This is a genomic window from Crossiella sp. CA198 (genome assembly GCF_052078295.1).
Taxonomy (GTDB): domain Bacteria; phylum Actinomycetota; class Actinomycetes; order Mycobacteriales; family Pseudonocardiaceae; genus Crossiella.
The window spans coordinates 42,226-63,713 of the sequence record NZ_JBQJIM010000035.1 but is presented as its reverse complement, the minus strand read 5'-3'; the positions used below and the strand labels follow the sequence as shown (position 1 = coordinate 63,713).

Genomic DNA, 21,488 nt, shown 5'->3' with positions numbered 1-21,488 from the left:
CCAACCCGAGGGAGGTCACCGTGAGCACCGTGGCCGAGCTGCACACCGAGCACCGGGAGGTCCTGCTGCGCTTCGCCCGCCGCCTGCTGCCCGGTGATCCGCACCGGGCCGAGGACGTGGTGCAGGAGTGCATGCTGCGGGCCTGGCGCAACAGCGAGACCCTGGCCGCGAAGGACGCCAGGGTGCGGGCCTGGCTGTTCACCGTGGCGCGCAACCTGATCGTCGATTGGGCCCGCCGGGACAACGCCCGTCCGGTGCTGCTGGACGACGACGATTTCGACGCGCTGCCCAGTGGCACGGACTTCGCCGACGAGGTGCTGGAGCGCTGCGTGGTCGACCAGGGGCTGGCCCGGCTGAACCCGATGCAGCGGCAGGCCCTGGAACAGGTCTACAAGCTGGATCAGACCCGGTTGCGGGCGGCGGCGGTGATCGGGGTGCCGGTGGGCACGGTGAAGTCCAGGGTGCACCACGCGACGATCGCGATGACCGAGGCGCTGGCCGCCCATGGGGTCACCGCGGCGGGGTGGTGAGTGGGCTCAGGCGGATTCGGGCACCGCGAGGCCGAGCTGGGCGGCGAGCGTGCCCGCGGTGCCGCGCACGGCTGGCGAGTCGTAGCGGGCGCATTCGGCCAGCGCGCGCACCCGGTGCTCGCGGGCCTGGGCGGTGTCCCCGCGGTCGTCGGCGAGTTCGGCCAGCAGCACCAGCATCTCCACCCTGGCCTCGGACCAGCGGGCCTCGTCCAGGCTGGACAGCAGTTGTTCCCTGGCTTCGGCGGGGCGGCCGGCCCGGATCAGCACCCTGCCCCGCAGGAAACGCACCCGGGACAGGCCGGTGGACACCTGGTGTTTGCGGAAGAGTGTTTCGGCCTCGTCGAGCAGGTCCAGCGCGGCGATCACCTCGCCGGTGGCGGCCAGGCTGTCGGCCAGCCGGGTCAGCACCATGGACAGCAGTTCGTCGTTGCCGGGGGCGGTGTCCGAGCCGCGGTAGTGCGCCTCGGCCAGCCGGTTCACCGCCACCGCTTCGGGGTACTCGCCCGCCACGTGCAGCATGGCGCCGAGCAGGGACAGCGCCAGGTACTGGCCGTTGGGGTAGTCGGCCCGCTCGAACAGTTCGACCGCGCGCCGGGCGACCCGGACGGCCTCCTGCGCGGTGGTCAGCCGCCGTTCGATGCCGGCCCGGTAGTACCAGGCCCAGGCTTCGGAGAGCAGGTCGCCCGCTGCCACCGCGGCGGCCACCGCCTGCTGGTGCGCGACCAGGGCCTCCCGCGGCTGGCCGCAGAGCGCGTAGTGCGCCCAGGCCAGGTAGTTGAACTGTTCGGCGCTGGCCTTGACCTCGCCGAGCGCCTGGGCCGACCGCGCGCCGGCGCCGAAGATCTCCAGCCACAGTTCGCCGGTGCCGCGCAGGTCGGAGTACCAGTGCATGGCGGTGGCCAGGTCGAGGACCTGCCGGTGTTCGCCCGCGGCGGCGGCACAGCGGAGCGCGCCACGCCAGTGCGCTTGTTCCAGCGCCAGCCAGGTTTTCGCGGTGTCCCGGTCGTGCACCGGGTCCGGTCCGTCGATGGTGATCGCGGTGTCGGGGCGGTCGTGGTCGAAGTAGCGGGCGGCCTTGGTGGCCACCGCGAGCAGCCAGTCCCGCATCCGTTCGTTGGCCGCGCGCACGTCCTCGGCGGTCTCGTCCAGTTCGAGGCGTTCCCGTGCGAACAGCCGCATCAGGTCGTGGCTGGTGAAGCGGCCGGGAATATCGCTGAAGCCGAGCAGGCTGGCGTCGGCCAGCTCCTCCAGGGCGGCCTCGGCCAGGTGCGCTGGCTGACCGGAGACCACCGCGGCCAGTTCGACCGAGGTGTCCGGGCCGGGCACCAGTGCGATCCGCCGGAACATCCGGGCCGCCGCGGGTTCGAGGTGGTGGTAGGACAGTTCGAAGGCGGCGCGCACCTGTAGGTCGCCCGCGGTGAGCACGGAGAGTCTGCGACGTTCGTCGGCGAGCTGGTCGGCCAGGTGCGCGATGGTCCACTGGGTGCGGCTGGCCAGCCGGTTGCCCGCGATGAGCAGGGCCAGTGGCACGCCGCCGCAGAGGGTGGCGACCCGGCGGGCGGCTTCGTGTTCGGCGGCCACCCGGTGGGTGCCCGCGACCACGCCGAGCAGTTCCACCGCGCGGTCGCCGTCGAGCAGTTCCAGCGCGACCCGGTGCCGCGCGTCCAGTCCGGCGAGGGTGCTGCGGCTGGTGACCAGCACCATCGAGCCGGGGCTGGTGGCCAGCAGTGGGCGGATCTGGGCTTCGGAGGCGGCGTTGTCCAGCACCAGCAGCACCGAGCGGTCCTGCAGCAGCGAGCGGTAGAGGGCGAGGCGGTCGTCCTGGTCGGCCGGGATCTTGCGTTCGTCCACGCCGAAGCCGCGCAGCAGGCGGTGCACGGCTCGGTCCGCGGAGAGTGGTTCGGGGTCCATGCCGCGCAGGTCCAGGAACAGGCAGCCGTTGCCGAACAGGCTGGTCAGCCGGTGTCCGGCGTCCACGGCAAGGGCGGTTTTGCCCGCGCCGGGCGGGCCGTGCACCACGGCGAGCTGGAGCCGGCCGCAGGCTTCGGCGTCCTTGGCGAAGGCGGTCAGCGCCGCCTGATCCCGTTCCCGGCCGGTGAGTTCGGTGAGCACCGGCGGCAGTGCGCAGACCGCGCCGGCCTTGGCCGTCTCCGGGTGCACCGGTTTGTCCTCGGCGACAGCGGTTTTCCGGCCGGCACGGGCCAGGCCGATGAACTCGGTCGCCTCGTCCGGCGTCAGTTCCAGGCCGGTGACCAGGAGTTCCACTGTGCGTCGCTGGGGGCTGAGGGCGCGGCCGCGTTCCATGTCGCTGATCGCGCGCACGCTCACCCCGGTGCGTTCGGCCAGTTCCTCCTGGGTCATCGACAGCCGGAGCCGGTAGAAGCGCAGGAAGTCGCCGAACGCCGTCGTGGGCACCCGGTCATTCTGCCATGGCGACTTCCCGCCATTTTCCTGGTTATCCGGCGATCAGGGCAGGTCGGCTGGTAGCAGCAGGCGCAGGTCGTGCACGGTGGGCGCGCCGGTTCCGCTGAGCCTGCCCGCCTGGCGGGTCATCATGGTCTCCAGGACCTGCCGGGCGTAGCGGGCGTTGCCGAAGGTCTCATCGCGCGGCACGGCGGCGAAGTGCTCGCGGACCGCGGTGACCGTTTCCGGGGCGCATTCGTAGCCGTTGCCGCCCGCCATCCGGTGCACGATGGTGACCAGGTCGTCGGTGCTGTAGCTGGCGAACTCGATGTGCCGGGAGAACCGGGAGGCCAGGCCGGTGTTGGAGGCCAGGAAGGTGCGCATCTCGGCGGAGTAGCCCGCCACGATGACCACGGTGTCGTCGCGGTGGTCCTCCATCAGTTTGACCAGGGTGTCCACTGCTTCCTGGCCGAAGTCGCCGCCCGCGCCGCCGACCGGGGTGAGCGCGTATGCCTCGTCGATGAACAGCACGCCACCGCGGGCGCTGGTGAAGGCCTCCCTGGTCAGGTGCGCGGTGTGGCCGATGTAGCGGCCGACCAGGTCGGCGCGGGCCACCTCGACCAGGTGGCCCTTGCGTAGCACGCCGAGCGCGGCGAGCAGTTCGCCGTAGAGCCGGGCGACGGTGGTCTTGCCGGTGCCGGGCGCGCCTGCGAAGACCAGGTGGTTGCTGATCGCGGGCACCGGCAGTCCGGCCTGCCGCCGTTGCCGGGCGGTGGCGATCAGGTTGACCAGGTCGTTGATCGCCTCCTTGACGCCGCCGAGGCCGATCATCGAGTCCAGTCGCTGGCGGAGTCCGGCCAGGGTGGTCTCGTCGCTGGGGGCGCCGGGATCCGCGCCGCCGGGCACGTCGGCGGGCAGCAGCAGGGACAGGCTCTGGTCGTCCGCCTCGGCCTCGCCAGCCAGCCGGAAAGCCTGACGGTCCACCATTTCCTCGAAGACCTTGCGCGCGGCGCGGCCGTTGCCGAAGTCCTCGCCGCGGGCCATCGCTCCAAAGTGGACGGACAGGGCGGTCCGGGTTTCCTCGGGCACCTGGTACTGGTGGGCGCCGCACATGCGTTGCACGATGGTGACGAGTTCGTCGGTGGTGTAGTTCTCGAACTCGATGGTGCGGGTGAACCGGGAGGCCAGGCCGGGGTTGGACTGCAGGAAGGCGTCCATCTCCCGCTGGTAGCCCGCGGCGACCACGACCAGGTCGTCGCGGTGGTCCTCCATTAGTTTCACCAGGGTGTCCACGGCTTCCCGGCCGAAGTCGGGGCCGCTGCCCTTGCCCTGCGCGGTGAGTGTGTACGCCTCGTCGATGAACAGCACGCCGCCGAGGGCCTTGGTGAAGGTCTCGGTGGTCTTGATGGCGGTGCCGCCGACGATCTGCGCGACCAGGTCGGCCCTGGCCACCTCGACCAGGTGGCCTTCGCGCAGCACGCCGAGTTCGGCCAGGATGCTGCCGTAGAGCCGGGCCACGGTGGTCTTGCCGGTGCCGGGCGGTCCGGCGAAGATCAGGTGCCGGCTGGTGGGCGGCGCGATCAGTCCGGCTTCTTGGCGGCGGCGGGCCATTTTGTTGAGGTTCACCAGGGTTTTCACCTGGTGTTTGACCGCGGTGAGGCCGACCAGCGCTTCGAGTGTGGCCAGGGGCGTGTCCTCGTCGGTCTCGGCCTGCTGGGTTTGCTGGGCGGGGGCGGGTTCGGCGGTGGTGGTGGCGGTGCTGCCGTCGGTGTCCGGGACGCGGTTTCCGGTGCTGGTCAGGTTTTCCACGGACAGCCGGGTGGCGGGCACGGTGACCCGCAGGCCGCTGCCGGTGTTGTCCGTGGTGGTGCAGTCCAGCAGGCTGACCGCGTCCGCGGAGTCGACCCGCACCCCGTCCCGGCCGTTGCCGCTGAGGTCGTCGGCGGTCAATTTCGCCCGTGCCCCAGCGGAAACGTGCACACCGTGGCCGGCGCAGCGGCGGACCGAGGAGCGGGACAGCACGAGTTCGCCGCCGTCGGCGACCAGCACACCGTCCGAAGTGGACTCACCGATCTCGCAGTCCCGCAACGAGCCGACGCCACCGGGTCCGATCAGCACGCCCGGACCGGTGGACTGGCGGACCCGCAGGGAGCTGACGTACGGGCTGCCGCCCTCGGACACGCTCAGTCCGGCCGCGCCGGATTCCCGGATCTCGCAGTCCTCCAGGCGGCCGCGGCCGTTGCCGGTGACCTCGATCCCGTTGCCCCGGCAGCCTTCCAGGGTGGCGCGGCGCAGCAGTGGGTTGGCCGCGGCTGCCACCTGGACGCCGTGTCCGGCGGTGTCCCGGATCTCCAGGCGGTCGAACTCGGCGGTCGCGCCGTCGGTGACCAGCAGGCCAACGGATGTGCCGCCGCGCACGGTGGTGCGGGTGAAGGACGGTCCGCTGGCCTCGTCGACCTGGATGCCCGCGCCGCCCGCCTCGGCGACCTCGCATTCCTCGAAGGAGCCCCGGGACCGGCCGGTGACCCGGATGCCGGCGCCGCCGGTGCGGGTGGTGCGGCAGCGGCGCAGCACCGGGTCCGCGCCGTCGGCCACAGTGATGCCGTCGCCGGTGGTGCTGGTGATCCGGCATTCCTCCAGCACCGGTGAGGCGTGCGTGCTGATGAACACGCCGCTGGCGGTGTCCCGCACGGTGGTGTCCAGGACCCGGGTGGCGCTGTCTTCTTCCAGGGCGATGCCGGGGCGTTCGGTGGCGGAGATATCGCAATGCTGGATGGTGCCCTGGGCCTGGCCGTTGGCGCAGACGCCGTTTCCCTTGGCGTGCCGCAGGGTGCAGTCGCGGACCACCGGGTTGCCGCGTTCGGCGATCACCACGGCGGAGGTGTGCACGTGCTCGATGACACAGTCCTCGATGGTGCTGGGCGCGGGGGAGGTGACCACGATCCCGGCGCCCGCCGGGTTGGTGACCCGGCAGCCGCGCATGGCCAGGGAGCCGGAGTTGCGGGCGAGCACCGCGGTCCAGGCGGCGCCGATGATCTCGCAGTCCTCCACCGCGGCCTGACCGCGGGCGATGTCCACCGCGGGCAGTTCCGCGTGCTGACCGCGCAGCACCAGACCGGTGAGCTTGACCGCCTCGGCGGCCAGCCGCAGCACGCTGCCCTGCCTGGCCACCACTTCCACGCTGCCGCGGGCGTCGCTGGCCGCGATGGTGACCACCTTGGTGACTTCCAGGGACTCGTCGTAGCGGCCGGGCAGCACGGAGATCACCGTGCCGTTGCGGGCGTCCAGCAACGCGGCGGAAATGGTGCGATAGCCGCTGTCCCGGTCCACCGTGAGCACGTGCCGTGACACGGGCGCTCCCCTCATCGTCGGTCCTCCGCATCGGGCAACGCAGTGGGGGGCGGATTGGGTTCACTCGGTCCGCGTCCTGCCGGTGGTTCTGCGTGTTCGGGTCTGGCCGGAGCGTGCTGGACTGGCACGATGAGGCGACAGCTCGCAGTGGCCTGCGCGACCTTCGCGCTGGCCGCGAACGGCGGCGTGGCGGCCGCGCAGGACACCGTTCTCCCGCAGATCCCGCAGGTGTTGCGGGCCGGTCAGCCGTGCACCGGCTCCTCCGGGAAGAAGATCACCGAGACGCCGTGGCAGTTGCCGTACCTGGGTGCGGACCGGTTGTGGGCGTTGAGCACCGGGTCAGGGGTGACCGTGGCGGTGGTGGACACCGGGGTGGACGCGACCGCGGTGCCGGTGGAGGCGCTGGGGGACGCGGGCAAGGACTGTGTCGGTCACGGCACGGTGGTGGCCAGTCTGATCGGCGCGCCGGTCCGCGAGGGTGTCCGGTTCGCCGGGCTGGCGCCGGGGGCTCGGGTGCTCGCGGTCCGGGGCACGGACAAGTCCGGCGCGCCGAGTGCGGGTGGGATCGCGGGTGCGATTGACGCGGCGGTGGCGGCGGGGGCGCGGATCATCTGCGTGGCGGTGGGGGTCGTGGAGGCGGATCCAGGGCTGGGCAAGGCGATCGAGCGTGCCCTGGCCGCCGGGGCCCTGGTGGTGGCGGCCGCTGGTCCGGACAGTCTGCCGAACAAGAAGGTGGAGCCGGGGCCGTACTTCCCGGCGGGATTTCCCGGGGTGCTGGCGGTGAGTGCGCTCGGACCGGACGGGAAGGCCGCGGTGAGCGTCCCCGGATCCCTTGCCGCGCCGGGGAATCTGGTGGTGGGCACCGGGCCGGGTGGTGGTCAGGTGGTCGGGTCGGGACCGGCGTTCGCCGCCGCGCACGTCGCGGCCGCGGCGGCGCTGATTCGCGCCTACCGGCCGGAGATCACCGGCGCTGAGCTGGCGAAGCGGTTGCGGGACAAGGCGTACCGGCAGCCGGGTCTGGCCGTGCTCGACCCACTGGCCGCGTTGACCGCGAACCAGGCCGAGGCGCCGGTGACCGCGCGTCGTGAGCCGGTCGCGCTGGCGGCGGTCCCGGATACCGTTGGCGCGCAACGCTCGGCGCTGGCGGTGGCCGGGATCGTGGCGCTCGCGGTGTGCTTGCTGGGTGCGGTGGCGGTGGTGTTGCCGCTGGGCCGCCGCCGCGGGTGGCGCGGCGGCGGCCGGTGATCACTTCGCGCTGAGCGCGGTCTCGTGCGCTGACAGCGCGGTCTGCACCAGGGTGGTTCCGCGCCGGGTGGCGTACTGCGCCCGGCCGGGGATCAGCGTGCGCGGCCGGACATCGCCGAAGACCATACCCTCGGAATTGGGGCAGGACAACAACAGCACCGGGGTGTTGACCTCGACCAGGCGGCGCAGCAACGGATCGTTGGCGCCCCGGCCGACGCCGTTCGCGCCGCGGGCCACCACCAGGTGCAGGCCGAGCGCGTTGCCCTGGGCCAGTGCGTCGAACAGCGGCTGGAAGGCGTTGCCCGAGGACGTGGTGACCATGTCGTAGTCGTCGATCACCACGAACACCTGCGGACCGCTCCACCAGTCCCTGGCGCGCAGCCGCGCGGGTGAGATGTCCGGGCCGGGCAACCGGGTTTGCACCGCGCGGGCCACCCCGTCGATGAGTTCGCGCACCGAATCCGCGGCCACCGCGTAGCCGAGCTGGTGCTCCGCGGGCACCGCCTCGTAGAGACCCCGGCGGTAGTCCACGGTGATGATCCGGGCTTCCTGTGGGGTGTAGCGGCGGGTGATGCCGTCGATGATCAGGCGCAGCAGGTTGGTCTTGCCGGTCTCCACATCGCCGACCACCAGCAGGTGCGGGGTGTCGGCGAAGTCGTGCCAGAGCGGTTCGAGTTTCTGATCGTCCAGGCCGAGCGGGATGCGCACATCCTGTTCGGGCGCGGGCAGTTCCGCGTGCGCCAGCACCGGGGGCAGCATCCGCACCGGCGGCGCGCTCGGGCCGGTCCAGGCGGTGGCGATCCGGTCGACCAGGGTGGCCACGTGGTCGGTGACCTCGCCGTGCACCCCGTCCAGGGACGGGAGTGCGGTGCGGAAGTGCAGTTCCTTCTCGGTGAGGCCACGGCCGGGGATCTTCGGCACGGTGGCCGCGGCGCGCATGTTGACCACCGAGTCGACCGGGTCGCCCAGCCGCAGTTCCAGTTGGGTGCCCACCAGATCGCGGACCGCGCTGGCGATCTCGCTCCACCGGCCGGAGGCGAGCATCAGGTGGATGCCGTAGTTGAGGCCGCGGGCGGCGAGTTCGGCGAAGGTGGGCAACAGTTCCATGAAGTCCTGGCGGATGGTGGACCAGCCGTCCACCACCAGGAACACATCCCCGTGCCGTTCCGCCGGGAACTCACCGGCGGCCCGCCTGCGCCGGTAGGTCGGCATGGAGTCGACCGAGTGGTCGGTGAAGAGGCGTTCCCGGCGGGCCAGCAACGCGGTGACCTCGCCGATGGTGCGGTGGATGCGGTCCAGGTCTAGGCGTCCGGTCACGCCGCCCACGTGCGGCAGGCGGCGCAGGCCGGACAGCGTGCCGCCGCCGAAGTCCAGGCAGTAGAACTGGACCTCGGCCGGGCTGTGCGTGAGCGCGAGGGCGGTGATCAGGGTGCGCAGCGTGGTGCTCTTGCCGCTCTGCGGTCCGCCCACCACGGCCACGTGCCCGCCCGCGCCGGACAGGTCGACCAGCAGCGGATCCCTGGTCTGCTCGAACGGCCGGTCCACCAGACCGATCGGCACCCGCAGCCTGCCACGGTCCGGCCAGTCGGCGGCGCACAGGCCGTGTTCGAGAGTGATCTCCAAGGGCGGCAACAGTTCGTCCAGGGAGCTGGGCTCGTCCAGGGGTGGCAGCCACACCCGGTGCGCGGCCGGACCGCTGTCTCGCAACCGGTCCACGGCCACCTCTAGGAGGCTGTGGGTGGAGCCCTCTGGTTCCGGCGTGGGGGTGGGTTCGGGTTCGACTTCGCGGTGGGCGACGAACTGGGCGGTGAACGGCACGATCTGTTGGGCCACCACGGCTTGTTCGACGTTGCGGCGGGCGGTGCGGTGCGGGCCGGAGACGTAGGCGGCCTTGAACCGTTCCAGGGCGCCGATCCCGTTCTTGAGGAACCCGTTGCCCGGATCGGCGGGCAGTTGGTAGGCGTCGGGCACACCGAGCACGCCACGGCTTTCCATGGCGGAGAAGGTGCGCAGGCCGATCCGGTAGGACAGGTGGGATTCGAGCTGGTGGATGCGGCTCTCGTCCAGGCGTTGCGAGGCCAGCAGCAGGTGCACGCCGAGCGAGCGGCCCAGCCGGCCGATCATGATGAACAGGTCCATGAAATCCCGGTGCGCGGCCAGCAGCTCGCTGAACTCGTCCACCACCACGAACAACGTGGGCAGCGGGTCCAGTGGCGCGCCGGCGGCCCGCGCGCGTTCGTAGTCCAAGGCGGAACTGTGGTTGCCCGCCTTGCGCAGCAGTTCCTGGCGGCGCACCAGTTCGCCGTGCAGGGCCTCGCGCATCCGGCCGACCAGAGCAGCCTCATCGGCCAGGTTGGTGATCACCGCGGAGGTGTGCGGCAGATCGTCCAGGCCGAGGAAGGTGGCGCCGCCCTTGAAGTCCACCAGCACGAAGTTGAGGATCTCCGAGGAGTGGGTGAGCGCCAGCGCGAGGACCAGGGTGCGCAGCAGTTCGGACTTGCCGGACCCGGTGGCGCCGATCAGCATGCCGTGCGGGCCCATCCCGGCCTGCGCGGACTCCTTGATGTCCAGCTCGATCGGCGCGCCGTTGGCGCCGACACCCAGCGGCACCCGCAGCCGTCCGCCGGGACGTGGTGCGGCCCAGCCCGCGGCCACGTCGTGGGTCTGGATGTCCTTGATGCCCAACAGGGTGGTCAGGTCGAAGTCGGCGGACAGGGGTTCGGCGGAGCGGCGCGGCGCGCCCATCCGGTACGGCGCGAGCCGCATCGCCAGCGCGGACGCGGTGGCCAGGCCCAGCCCGTCCGGCCGCCCGAGATCACCGGCCACCTCCTTGTTGTGCTGGTCGACGGTGATCAGCTTGAGGATGCCGTCCTCGATCCGCAGCCGCAGGGTCTGTGGATCGTCCTGTTCGGACAGTGCGCCGGAGAGGTCGAGCACCGTGGTGTTGCGGTAACCCGGCCCGGCCAGCCGTGCGGTGGGTGGCACCGGCACGCCGTCCACGAACACCAGCACACACGGTTCGCCGCGATCCGGCACCGCGTCCGGGTCGAAGGCCGGTCGGCTCGCGAACTCCTCGCCGAGTGCGACGTCCAATTCGGACAGTGAGGACACCATCAGGCGGGTCGCGCCCGCACCGTCACTCTCGTTCGGGTGCAGGTTGTGCGGCAACCACTTCACCCACTCCCAGCCCGCCCGGCGCTCCGGCGGGGTGAGCAGCACGATGCGCAGTTCGGCGGGGGAGTGGAACACCGCGAGCTGCGCGATCATCGCCCTGGCCAGTGCCCGTACGCGGTCCTCGTCACGCTGATCGGCCACTCGCAACAGGATCCGGGCGAAGGAGGGCAGGAACACCGCCACCGGCTGGTCGGCGACCGTGCCGTAGGCGTGGATGAACCGGCGCAGCGCGTGCGCGGACAGCGGTTCCAGATCGTCCACCGGCTTGGTGGACAACGGGTTCAGCCGCCAGGCCAGGCGTTGCGGACCCAGTGCGACCCGCACCTCGCCGAAGTCCTCGTCCTGGGCGTCCCGCTCCCACATCCTGGTGGTGCCCGGCAGCGACCACAGCGCGGCCGGGTCCGGGTGCCGCCAGGCGAGCGCCTCACGTTGGCGCAGCACGACTTCGCGCACCTTGCGGCGGGACTGGGCCAGGTAACGCAGATAGTCCCGGCGGGCGTCGTTGAGCTTCTGCCTACGCTCGCCCGCGCTGCGGCCCAGCTGGCCGATCAGCATGGCCATCGAGGACACCGTCATCAGCCCGGCGGCCAGATAGCTGAAGGCGCCGTTCTCCCCCGGCCGCACGAACAGCAGCACGGTCGCGGTGGAGGACAACGCCATCGGCAGGTACATCATGATCGCGCCCGCGCTGCGCTGGACCTCCGGCAGCGTGGGCGGTTCCTGGATGCTCAGCTCGCCCTCGGGCATCTCCGGTCCGGGTCTGCGCTGGCTCTTGCGGAACGTGATTACACTCAAGCCCGGATTCCTTCCCTGACGGACGCGCTGTGGTGGCAGCTCCGCAACAGGTGACGAAATCCGACCACGCGACGGTTCACTCCGATGCCGCGCGTCGGTCGCCGAAGAAAAGGCGTGTGCCATGGCGACCACTTCCGGGCTGTGCAAACTCCGGGTCCGGGCCCCCTCCACCGGCTTCGAGCTGGCCGTGCCGGGGGACATCCCGCTGATCGAGATGATGCCGACCATCCTCGGCTACGCAGGTCCTGACCTGGCCGAAGCCGGCCTCGAACACGACGGCTGGACCCTGCAGCGACTCGGTGAGGCGCCCCTGGACCAGGAGGCCACCGTCGACGCGCTCAACCTGCGTGACGGCGAGACCCTGCACCTGCGGCCGCGCCGCGAGCGGCTGCCCACCGTGCACTTCGACGACATCATCGACGGCCTCTCCACCGAGGCCCGCGACCGCGCCGACACCTGGAGCCCCGAGGCCAGCCGGTGGACGCTGCTCGGTGGTCTGCTCGCAGTGCTGACCCTCGGCTTCGGCGTGCTCGCCACCGCCCCGAACACCTGGCAGACCCTGCTGGCCACCGGCCTGGCCGCGGTGTTCCTGCTGGTGTGCGCGGCCACCGCGGCCCGCGCGCTGGGCGACCAGCCCGCCGCACTCGCCCTGTCCCTGGCCGCGGTCCCGTTCGTCGGGCTGGCCGGATTCCTGATCCCGGACGGCCCGGAAGGCGAGGTGCTCACCGGGGCCCGGATCCTGGCCGCCTGCGTGGCCGGGGCGGGCGCCGCCGCGCTGGGACTGGCCGCGGTGGCCGGGTCCGCGCCGGTGTTCGTCTCGGTCGCCACCACGGGCCTGCTGTGCGCCACCGGCGGGCTGGTGATGATGCTCACCGGGGCCAGTGCCGCTGCCTCGGCCACCGTGATCGCGGTGCTCGCCGTGCTGCTCGGCGCGTTCGTGCCCAGGGTCGCCTTCCGGCTCTCCGGTCTGCGGCTGCCCGCCTTGCCCACCAACGCCCAGGAGTTGCAGGAGGACCTCGAACCGCACGCCGGGGACGAGGTGGTGGCCAAGGGCCGGATCGCCGACGCCTACGTCACCGCCCTGTTCGCCGCGGTCGGCGCGGCCTGCGCGGTGGTGCTCACCTTCGTGGTGCGCGATCCGTCCTGGCAGGCCACCACGTTCGCCGCGGTGCTCAGCGCGTTGCTGCTGGTGCACGGCCGAGCGCTGGGCAGCGTGTGGCAGCGGCTGTCCGTGCTGGCACCCGGTGGGTACGGCGTGCTGTGGCTGCTGCTGGCCGTGCACGAACGCTCACCGAAACCCCTGGCCCTGATGATCGGGTTGTTCGTGCTGGCCGCGGTGCTGATCGTGGTGCGCTGGACGCTGCCCGGCCGCAGGCTGCTGCCGCAGTGGGGCCGACTGGCCGACATCGCGGAGAGCGTGGCCGCGTTCTCCCTGCTGCCACTGGGATTATGGCTGCTCGGCCTGTTCGCGTACATGCGCGGGATCGGGGGCTGAGCCGTGAACTCCAAGACCGACCAGGTCCAGGCGCACCGGTTCATGATGGGCAGGCTGTCCTCCGCACTGCTGCGGGTGGACCCGGACGCGCCGGAAAGCCCACTACACCGCACGTACCGGGGCAGCACCATCGGCGGGCTGATCGCCACCCTGGTCTGCCTCGGGCTGCTGGTGTTCGGCCTGATCTCCCCTGGCGGCAACACCTCCTGGAAGGTGGAGGGCGCGCTGGTGGTCTCCGACACCACCGGCGCCCGATTCCTGTACGCGGGCGGGAAACTGCTGCCGGTGCTCAACCTGGCCTCGGCCCGACTCGTTGCCGGGGATCGCCTGGTGGTCAAGCACGTGGCCGAGGCCTCCCTGCGCGAGGTGCCCAGGGGCGAGGCGCTGGGCATCATCGGCGCGCCCGACGCACTGCCCTCGGCCGCGGCGGACCCGTGGGAGGTGTGCGCGGCGGTCGGCCGGGACCAGGCAGGCGGCACCGCGTTGCGGATCGGCGGCGGCTCCGGTCGCGCGCTCGGACCCGACGACGCGGTGGTGGTCCTCACCCCGGACGGCGTGACCTCCTTGCTGTGGCAGGGCAGACGGCACCGGGTCGCCACCAACCGGGGCGCCCTGGACGCCCTGGACGGCATGCCGCAGCCGGTCAAGGCCCCCGCCGCACTCCTGGACGCACTGCCGGTCGGCCCGGACTTCGCACCGCGGACCCTGGCCGGACTCGGCGCGCCCGGACCGGCGCTGGGTGCGGTGGACTCGCGGATCGGCCGGTTGTTCGCCGTCGCCGGCGAACCGTCCCAGCGGTATGTGCTCACCGGCACCGGACTCACGCCGATCTCCGAGCTGGAAGCCCGGTTGCTGACCGCGGATCCCGAACTCCGCCGGGCCGCCTACAGTGGCGGCGACGTAGTGGCGACCCCGTTGCCCGGCCGCCTGGTCAGCGAGAACCTGGCCAAGGCCGAGCCCCCGCCACCGGTCAGGCCACCGCGTGCCACGACCCTCCACAGTGGACAGAGCCTGTGCGCGCTGGTTACTCCGGATGGCGGCACCCCGCGCACCCAGCTCACCGTGTCCGACCAGGTCGCCGCCGTCGGCGCGCCGCCACTGGCCCAGCCAGGGATCGCGGCGCCGTGCGCGCGGGTGGACCGGATCACGGTGCGGCCGGGGACCGGGGCGCTGGTGAAGGCCACCGCCGCCTCCGGACGGCTCGGCGACGCGCTGTACCTGGTGACCGACACCGGCGTGAAGTATCCGGTGCCGCCCGAAGGCGCCAAGGCCCTCGGCTACGGCGCCACCGCCGCCATCGGACTCTCCACCAGCCTGCTGGCGCTGCTGCCGACTGGGGCGGCGCTGGACCCGGCCGTGCTGCGCGGCGGCGGCACCGTGCTGCCCGCCGCCACCGCCTGTACTTCCTGACCGGCGGAACCGCAGGCGGTTTCTGCCGGTGGTTCAGCATGGTCCGCCCGCCCCCGGGTTGATGTCCTGGGGGCGGAGCGCACCACGGGAAAGGACCACCGGATGAGCACGCCGCAGTTCCAGAAGACCGACACCGGCATGAAGGGTGGCTACCAGGCCATCCAGAGCTGCCTCGACACCTGCCGCGCCATCGGCGGCAACGTCGCCAACATCTCCACCGACCTGGGCGGGAACTGGCAGGGCCAGGCGTCCCAGACCTTCCTGGCCAACCTGCGGGCCTGGATGGAGGACTACAACCGGATCATCAACTCCCTGGACGAGATCGGCGAACTGGTCGGCATCAGCGACCAGCAGATGAACGACGTCGAAGCCGACATCACCCTGCTCTCCCAGGGCGCCTTCACCGGCGGCGAGGGCGACCGCGTCTTCAAGTCCCTCATCTCCTGACCACCACACCCCAGCAGAGGAGCACCCGGCATGTTCGACGGATTCTCGGTCGGCAGCGGCATCCCGCACATGGCCGACCAGATGCAGGCCCAGACCAAGGCGATCATGGACGCGCTGGAGGAGCTGCGCACCCGGATCAAGCCGATGGCCGAGACCTGGACCGGTGACGCGGCAGGCATGTGGGCCCAGGTGCAGTCGACCTGGACCGGCGCCACCAACGACATGCAGCAGCGCTTCGGCAAGGCCCAGGTGACGCTGAACCAGTCCTACGACAACTACCGGCGCACCGACGCGAACATCGCGGGCAAGTTCACCGGGCTGTAAGCCGGGATCCGGTACGGGGAAAGGGAGCAGGGCATGGCGGACAGTGGCGACATCACGATCACCGTCGCGCGGTTGCAGCAGTTCCAGGCCAAGGTGCTGCAGCCGATGGTCAACGACCTGATCGGCAACGAGCATGTGCGGGAACTGTCCTATGTGCTCGATGAGAAGACCCGCAGCCTGCTCGCGGGTTCGGAGACCTTCCAGCCGGCCAAGGTGCTGATGGACCGGTACGAGTCGGCCACCGGCACCGCGCCCACGCTGCACACCCAGTTCCAGGCCCTGCGGACCTCCCTGGAAACGCTCAACCGCAACATCACCTCGGTGGTGAAGATCGCCGAGAGCGGTGAGGACGAGAACATCAAGCTGTCCACCGAACTGAGCGCGTACCAGCTCGGCGTGATCCTCGGCGGCAAACCCGCCACCGGCGGGAGCTGACCCCGATGCCCGACGAAGCCCCGCTGGGTCCGGTGGACTGGTCGAAGTGGTCCTGGGAACAGGCGCTCAACATCTTCCAGGACGGCGCCACCTACCCTCTCGTGCCCAACCGGCAGACCGTGGCAGGCGCGAAGTGGATCAAGTGGGACGTGTGGAGCGCGGTGCACGGCGCGGCGGGCAAGGACGGCGACAAGCACGAGTACTACGTCAAGTACGCCACGAACTGGATGAACTACTGGGCCGTGGCCGACACCGACTCCGAAGCGCTCACCAAGCCGATGAACGACTTCTACGGCAACATGCGCAAGATCGTGGACTCGCTGCGGGCCGGGGTGAACACGGTGGCGCAGCCGGAGACGTTCAACCGGGCCTTCCGCACCCTCAACGGCGCCAAGGATCTGCTCACCAAGCACGCGGCCACCCTGAAGACAGAGCAGCAGACGATCGGGAACAAGGGCGACGACCTGCAGGGCTCGGGCGCCATGGCACTGCGGAAGTTCCTGGGCGGCCTGGTGTTCCAGTGCGAGGACGTGGTGCGCCAGCTCGGCGTGGCCGACGGGCACGCGTGGAACGCGCTGGCCGATGCCCAGGGCAGGTTGGACAACCCGGCCACGAAGGAGATCAACGAGGCCAAAGGCGGCCTGCTGGTGGCGATCGACAAGATCTCCACCGCCTACACGGACTGGTTCTCCGCCAAGCCGGTCAGCTACGACACCGGGATCTTCGGCCGCGTCAGCAGCACCGGCTCGGCGCTGGCCTGGCCGGGCGGCGCGTTCACCGCGATCTGGACCTGCGAGCAGTTCCGCCAGGACCTCAAGGCCAACGAGCCTTCGGGGTCCGCCGCGTGGAGCGGGGGTGAGCAGTTCCCGCGCAGCAGCAAGATCGGCGCGGACGCGCGCAGCGCCGCGTTCTGGACCACCCTGGAGGAACTGGCCAAGAACCTGTGGTTGGAACATCTGCGGACCGTGCTGGACGGCCCGGCTTCGCAGGCGGTGCAATCCCTCGGCACCAGCTACAACACCGCGGCGACCTACCTGCCGACCATCGTCACCCCGGTGCGCCTCGACCTGAGCAACCCCAAGCCGCCGCCCCCGCCCGGTGGTGGGCCGCCGCCCCCGCCGCCACCGGGCGGCAAGGCTCCGCCCACCCCGCCGCCGGGCAAGGGTCCGCCGAAGCCACCGCCGGGCAGCGAGGGACCCAAGGGGCCCAAGGACAACAAGGGCAACGGCCCACCGCCACCCATCCCGAAGCCCGGCTCGCAGGGACCGGGAACGGGGAAGAAGGACCCGCCCAACCCCAACGGCCCCAACGGTCCCAACCGGCCGGGCCCGGACTCGGTGCTGAAGGTGCCCGGCAAGTCCACCGTCGGCGCCGATGGCGTGGTGCGCGGACCGGACGGCAAGCCGCTGCTGGACGCCTTCGGGCGGCCGCTGATCGTGCCGCCAGGGTCCCGGATCAACTCCGACGGCGAGATCGTCGGCCGCAACGGCAACAAGCTCACGGAGAAGGACCGGCTGTCCCGCCCGGACACCACCGCGCCGGGCGACAAACCCGCCGAGTCCGACCTGGACAAGTACCTGAACTCCCTGCGCGGCAATAACACTCCGGCTCCACCGACCCTGCTCTCCAGCTCGCCGCCACCGCCATCGGTGATGCCGAAGGGACCACTGGGACTCCACAGTGGAGGATCCAGTTCCGGGCCGTCGCTGGGTGTGGGTGGCGGTCAGCATCAGCCGCAGGGCGCAGCTCCACCGCCCGCACCACACACGGTGACCACCGAGGGCGGACCGTCGCTGCTCAAGCCCCCGCCGGGCACCGGCGGTCAGGGCAACGGGCTGGGCGGCGTGCCGTTCTACCCGCCCACCGCGGGCGGTCCGGGCGCGGGCGCGCCCGATCAGAACAAGGGTGAACGCGACCGGTCGACCTGGCTGGCCGAGGACGAACAGACCTGGGGCACCGACCCCCAGTTGATGCCCGCGGTGCTGGGCCGCCGCAGGCGGGGCCGGGCCACCGCGGGCGGCCCCCGCAACCACGCACCGGGAGGATCCGATGGCCGACTGGCTGGCGGCACAACTGCACCAGGCCATGGACACGCTGAGGGAACAGCGTGACCGGATCGAGTCAGCAAAGGCCGAACTCGCGGCCCGGACGGCCTCGGCGACCTCCGCGGACCACCTGGTGACGGCGACCGTGGACGCGCGGAACGCGGTGGTGGGCCTGAAGTTCCACACATCCAAGTACCGCACGATGCCGCCGGAACAGCTCGCCCGCACGCTCCTTGAGGTGCTGGACCGGGCCCGCGCGGAGATGGCCGAGGTGACCCTGGAGGTCTTCGGTCCGCTGCTGGACCAGCGGGCCGACCTGCGTGCCGCGATGGCCGGGGAGACCCCGGCGGACGCCGCGTTCGCCGCGATCTGGGACGAGGCGCCGTCGGACGTCCTTGACCGCGGCCGGGGCTGATCGGCATGCGCTGGGATGAGGCCATCAACGTCTTCAGCGACAACGGGGTCGCCACCAGCACCTATCCCAAGGTGCCGGAACGGGCCACCGTCATCGCGCCACGCTGGCTGTCCTCGGACTGCTTCCGCCGGCCGCGCGGACCGGGAAACCACCTGCCCGGCAACATGTGGCACGTCGAGACAATGACCCTCTACACCTCCTACTACGGGGTCGCCGATCCGACCCCGGAGCTGGAACAGGTGATGAAACCGTTCTACGCCAACGGTTCCAAAATCCTGGACGCGCTGCTCTTCGACCACAGCACGGTCGCCAGCCGGGCCACCTTCGAACGCGCGGACAACACGCTGAAGGGCGCGGCCGACTGGCTCACCGCCCAGGTCACCCCGTTGCGGACCGAGCGCGACCAGGTCGGCAAACGCGGAGACCACTTCCAGGGCACGGGCGCCAACGCGTTCTGGAACGTGCTGGACGAGTTGCGGTACCGGTGCGAGGACCTGGTGGCCCAGCTCAGCAAGCAACGCACGGCCTGGGACGCGCTCGGCGATGCCAAGGAGGCCCTGCGGCAGGCCACCGTGACCCTCAACGACGGCTACCACGAGTGGCTCGGCGAGAAGTCCTTCTCCTACGACACCGGACTGGGTTTCCAGGTCAGCGCCAACGGTTCCGCGCTGGCCTGGCCGGGTGGCGCGATCACCGCGATCTGGACCGCCCCGGAACTGGTGGCCGACTTCCGCGCGCACGGCCCACAGGACTACTACAAGGACCAGGAGAGCTACCCGACCAGCACCCTGCTCGGCGGCAAGGTCACCGAAGGCGGGATGTGGGAGCGGCTGGAGAACGCGGCCAAGAAGATCTGGGAGGCCCACCAGATCGCCACCCTGGACGTGGCGGCGACCACCGCGATCAGCAAGCTGGACAAGGACTACCTGGCCGCCGCCGCACACCTGCCCACCATCGTCACCCCGATCCGGTTCGTGCTGCCGCCCGGATCAGGTCCCGGCCCCGAACCGGGACCTGATCCCGGACCTGGCCCCGGCCCGGACGGCGCGCCCGAGGGTGGCGGCGGGCAGAGCGAGATCGGTGGCGGCCAGGTACCGCCGCCACCGCCGCCCAGTCTCGGCCCGAATCCCGGTCCGAAGGGGCCGGCCAGCGTGATCAGCGGGCCCAACTCGATGCTGAAGGTGCCCACCGGATCGCACGTCGGCACCGACGGCACCGTGTACGGGCCGGACGGCAAACCCGTGCTGGGCCCGGACGGCCGACCGATCATCGTGCCGCCCGGGTCCAGGGTCACCCCCAACGGCACCATCGTGGGACCACGTGGAAACGGCCGCCTGGAACAGAAGGACCGCATCCGCCAGCCCTTCCAGCCACCGGGTGGCACCGGTCCGCAGACCGGCGGCCAGTCGCCGGTGGAGCGCTATCTCCAGTCCCTGCGTCGCACTCCGCCACCACTGCCGCCACTGCGTCCGCCGAACGCCGCACTGCCGATGACCATGTCCAGCGCCGACCCGCTGTCCGTCCACAGTGGACCTGGCCCGGCCGGTGGCGGCAAGGTCGGTTTGTCTCCGTCGGCCACCGCGCCGTTCACCGCCACCGGCGGTGGAAAGCCGATGGTGCCAACCCTAGGTGGACCGTCCGGTGTGGACGGTCCGAAAGGGAATGCCGGGAACGGCGGTGTGCCGTTCCACCCGCCCACCGCGGGTGGGCCTGGTGCGGGGGCACAGGACAAGGGCGAACGGGACCGGGACACCTGGCTGGCCGAGGACGAACAGACCTGGGGCACCGAGACCGCGGTGGCGCCCGGTGTGCTGGGCCGCCGCAAGCGCCGGACCCGGTTCGCCACCGGCACCCGGCTCGGCGCGCCGGCACTGCCCGGCCCACCGTCGGGACTGGACGACCGGGCTGCCGGACACGGCACCGCGAACGGATGAGGAGCTAAACGCCATGAGCAGCAACGGGATGAGCGCCGACCCGGACATGATCGCCTACGTCGGCACCCAGTTCCGGCCGATCGCCCAGCACCTCTACGACCTCGGCCAAGGCGGCGAGGAACGGCTGGCGCTGCTGATCGCCGCCTGCGGCGACGACGATATGGGCCGGGAGATCCGGGAACAACTGCTGCCCACCGCCAAGATCATTGAAGAGGCGGGCGGCTCGATCGGCGCGGCGGTGGAGAACACCGGCAACGTGATGTCGGCGCTGGCCTTGCAGCTCAAGGCGATGGAGCGGAACAACGCGGCCAACATCGGCCACGGGTTCAAACGCTGACCAGACAGATTCAGCACAGAGAGCGGGAACCAACCATGTCCACCGAGAGCCAGGCCGCCACCGGCGTCGCGGTCAGCACCCCGGAACCAGCACCCGCCGCCCCGGCGGAGACCACTGTGGTGACCGCGCCGGTCGCCGCCAAGGCCCAGGCGGCCGGGACGGTGCCGCCGGTGGTCGAGGGCGGCGCCGCGGTCAGCGGATCGGCGCCCGGCAAGGTGTCCAAACCGGTGATCGTCGCCGCGGCCGTCGCGGGCGCCGTGCTGGTCGCGTTGCCGTTGAGCCTCAGCGGCCTGCTGGAGGACAACGGCCCCGGCGAGGGCCCGGCGCCCACCGGGTACGCCCAGGCCGGCCAGCCGGGCAACGGTTTTGTGCCGGGCGTGGCCGATCCCACCGTCGACAACGTCACCGGCTCCACCCTGGCCCAGCCGCCCCCACCGCCGCCAGGACCGCCCGCCACCGGCCAGCCTGGCCAACCGGAGCAGAAGTCCGGTGAGTCGGCCAATCCGGGAACTCCCGCAGCCCCAGGCAATCCGCCCGCGGGCAACCCGCCGCCCCCACCTCCGCCGCCGCCCGCGGGGCAGCAGCCGCACAAGGCGCAGGCGCCCACCTACGAGGGCATGGCCGGGCCGGGATGCGGTGGCAGCACCAGGTTTTCCGGGGTTGGCTCGTACCGAGATGGCAAGGCGGGCTGGGTTGATCAGGGCAGCGGCGGCTGCGGCAGTTCCTACGTCTCCGTCCCGATGTCGGGCGATCCGAACAAGGACGACAGCAGCGCGTACGGGCTGTGGACCTTCAACACCGGCCCGGTGACCAGTGGCAACTGCACGGTTTTTGTGTTCGTGCCCAACGGGAACGCCACCCAGGTCGGCGGCAGCCCGACCTCCTACCGGGTGTTCGACCGGTTCGAGATCGGCAAGGGCAGTCCGATCGGCAGCTTCCAGGTCAACCAGCTCGCCCAGCGCGGCAAGTGGGTGCAGGTCGGCCAGTTCCGGGTGAACGGGGCCAAACTCGCGGTCCAGCTGCTCACCAGGGGCAAGGACTGGGACGGCGCAGGCAAGACCTACGCGCATCACGCCGCGGCGATGGTGAAGGCCCAGTGCCAGGCGTGACAACCGCCTAGTTCCGCGTTCAGGTCCACTGTGGAGGTT

General features: G+C 71.5%; 15 protein-coding genes. 12 read left to right on the top strand and 3 right to left on the bottom strand.

Going from position 1 to position 21,488, the window contains the following annotated elements; translation table 11 throughout:
* Nucleotides 1-20 precede the first annotated feature (20 nt).
* Nucleotides 21-530 carry a sigma-70 family RNA polymerase sigma factor gene (locus tag ACTOWY_RS39515; RefSeq protein WP_247758077.1) on the top strand — a complete coding sequence of 170 codons (510 nt, stop codon included), beginning with the start codon at nt 21-23 and terminating at the stop codon, nt 528-530.
* A gap of 6 nt (nt 531-536) precedes the next feature.
* On the opposite strand, the gene ACTOWY_RS39510 is transcribed toward ACTOWY_RS39515, so the two are convergent.
* A complete protein-coding gene (locus ACTOWY_RS39510; RefSeq protein ID WP_441314718.1) occupies nt 537-2,945 on the bottom strand; it encodes an ATP-binding protein in 2,409 nt (802 codons plus the stop codon).
* 51 nt (nt 2,946-2,996) lie between these two features.
* Nucleotides 2,997-6,284: a right-handed parallel beta-helix repeat-containing protein gene (locus ACTOWY_RS39505; RefSeq protein WP_441314717.1), complete on the bottom strand. Its 3,288-nt coding sequence runs from the start codon at nt 6,282-6,284 to the stop codon at nt 2,997-2,999.
* A 129-nt stretch (nt 6,285-6,413) separates the two neighbouring features.
* Between ACTOWY_RS39505 and ACTOWY_RS39500 the strand changes: the two genes are divergently transcribed.
* Nucleotides 6,414-7,529, top strand: a complete 1,116-nt coding sequence (locus tag ACTOWY_RS39500; protein WP_441314716.1) for a S8 family serine peptidase — start codon at nt 6,414-6,416, stop codon at nt 7,527-7,529.
* Here the strand turns inward: ACTOWY_RS39500 and eccCa are convergent, their stop codons facing one another.
* Nucleotides 7,530-11,498: a type VII secretion protein EccCa gene (gene eccCa / locus ACTOWY_RS39495; protein ID WP_441314715.1), complete on the bottom strand. Its 3,969-nt coding sequence runs from the start codon at nt 11,496-11,498 to the stop codon at nt 7,530-7,532.
* A 121-nt stretch (nt 11,499-11,619) separates the two neighbouring features.
* On the opposite strand from eccCa, the gene eccD reads away from it, so the two are divergent.
* The 10 genes from eccD (at nt 11,620) to ACTOWY_RS39445 (ending at nt 21,449) form a co-directional block, all read left to right on the top strand.
* A complete protein-coding gene (gene eccD, locus ACTOWY_RS39490; RefSeq protein ID WP_441314714.1) occupies nt 11,620-12,993 on the top strand; it encodes a type VII secretion integral membrane protein EccD in 1,374 nt (457 codons plus the stop codon).
* A 3-nt stretch (nt 12,994-12,996) separates the two neighbouring features.
* On the top strand, nt 12,997-14,403 hold the full coding sequence (gene eccB / locus ACTOWY_RS39485) for a type VII secretion protein EccB (protein ID WP_441314713.1): 1,407 nt from the start codon (nt 12,997-12,999) through the stop codon (nt 14,401-14,403).
* A gap of 102 nt (nt 14,404-14,505) precedes the next feature.
* Nucleotides 14,506-14,850, top strand: coding sequence for a WXG100 family type VII secretion target (locus tag ACTOWY_RS39480; RefSeq protein ID WP_441314712.1), 345 nt, complete (start codon nt 14,506-14,508; stop codon nt 14,848-14,850).
* Between the two features lie 30 nt (nt 14,851-14,880).
* Nucleotides 14,881-15,174, top strand: coding sequence for a WXG100 family type VII secretion target (locus ACTOWY_RS39475; RefSeq protein ID WP_247758069.1), 294 nt, complete (start codon nt 14,881-14,883; stop codon nt 15,172-15,174).
* A 33-nt stretch (nt 15,175-15,207) separates the two neighbouring features.
* Entirely contained in the window at nt 15,208-15,609 is a 402-nt protein-coding gene (locus tag ACTOWY_RS39470) for a hypothetical protein (protein WP_441314711.1), read from the top strand.
* A gap of 5 nt (nt 15,610-15,614) precedes the next feature.
* The gene (locus tag ACTOWY_RS39465; protein WP_441314710.1) at nt 15,615-17,720 is read left to right on the top strand and encodes a hypothetical protein; all 2,106 of its coding nucleotides are present in this window, start codon (nt 15,615-15,617) and stop codon (nt 17,718-17,720) included.
* Complete coding sequence (locus ACTOWY_RS39460) at nt 17,659-18,069, top strand: YbaB/EbfC family nucleoid-associated protein (RefSeq protein ID WP_441314709.1); 411 nt, start codon at nt 17,659-17,661, stop codon at nt 18,067-18,069. The genes ACTOWY_RS39465 and ACTOWY_RS39460 overlap by 62 nt, the downstream gene beginning before the upstream one ends.
* A 5-nt stretch (nt 18,070-18,074) precedes the next feature.
* Entirely contained in the window at nt 18,075-20,003 is a 1,929-nt protein-coding gene (locus ACTOWY_RS39455; RefSeq protein ID WP_441314708.1) for a hypothetical protein, read from the top strand.
* 13 nt (nt 20,004-20,016) lie between these two features.
* On the top strand, nt 20,017-20,340 hold the full coding sequence (locus ACTOWY_RS39450; protein WP_441314707.1) for a hypothetical protein: 324 nt from the start codon (nt 20,017-20,019) through the stop codon (nt 20,338-20,340).
* A gap of 35 nt (nt 20,341-20,375) precedes the next feature.
* Nucleotides 20,376-21,449, top strand: a complete 1,074-nt coding sequence (locus ACTOWY_RS39445) for a hypothetical protein (protein ID WP_441314706.1) — start codon at nt 20,376-20,378, stop codon at nt 21,447-21,449.
* Nucleotides 21,450-21,488 lie beyond the last annotated feature (39 nt).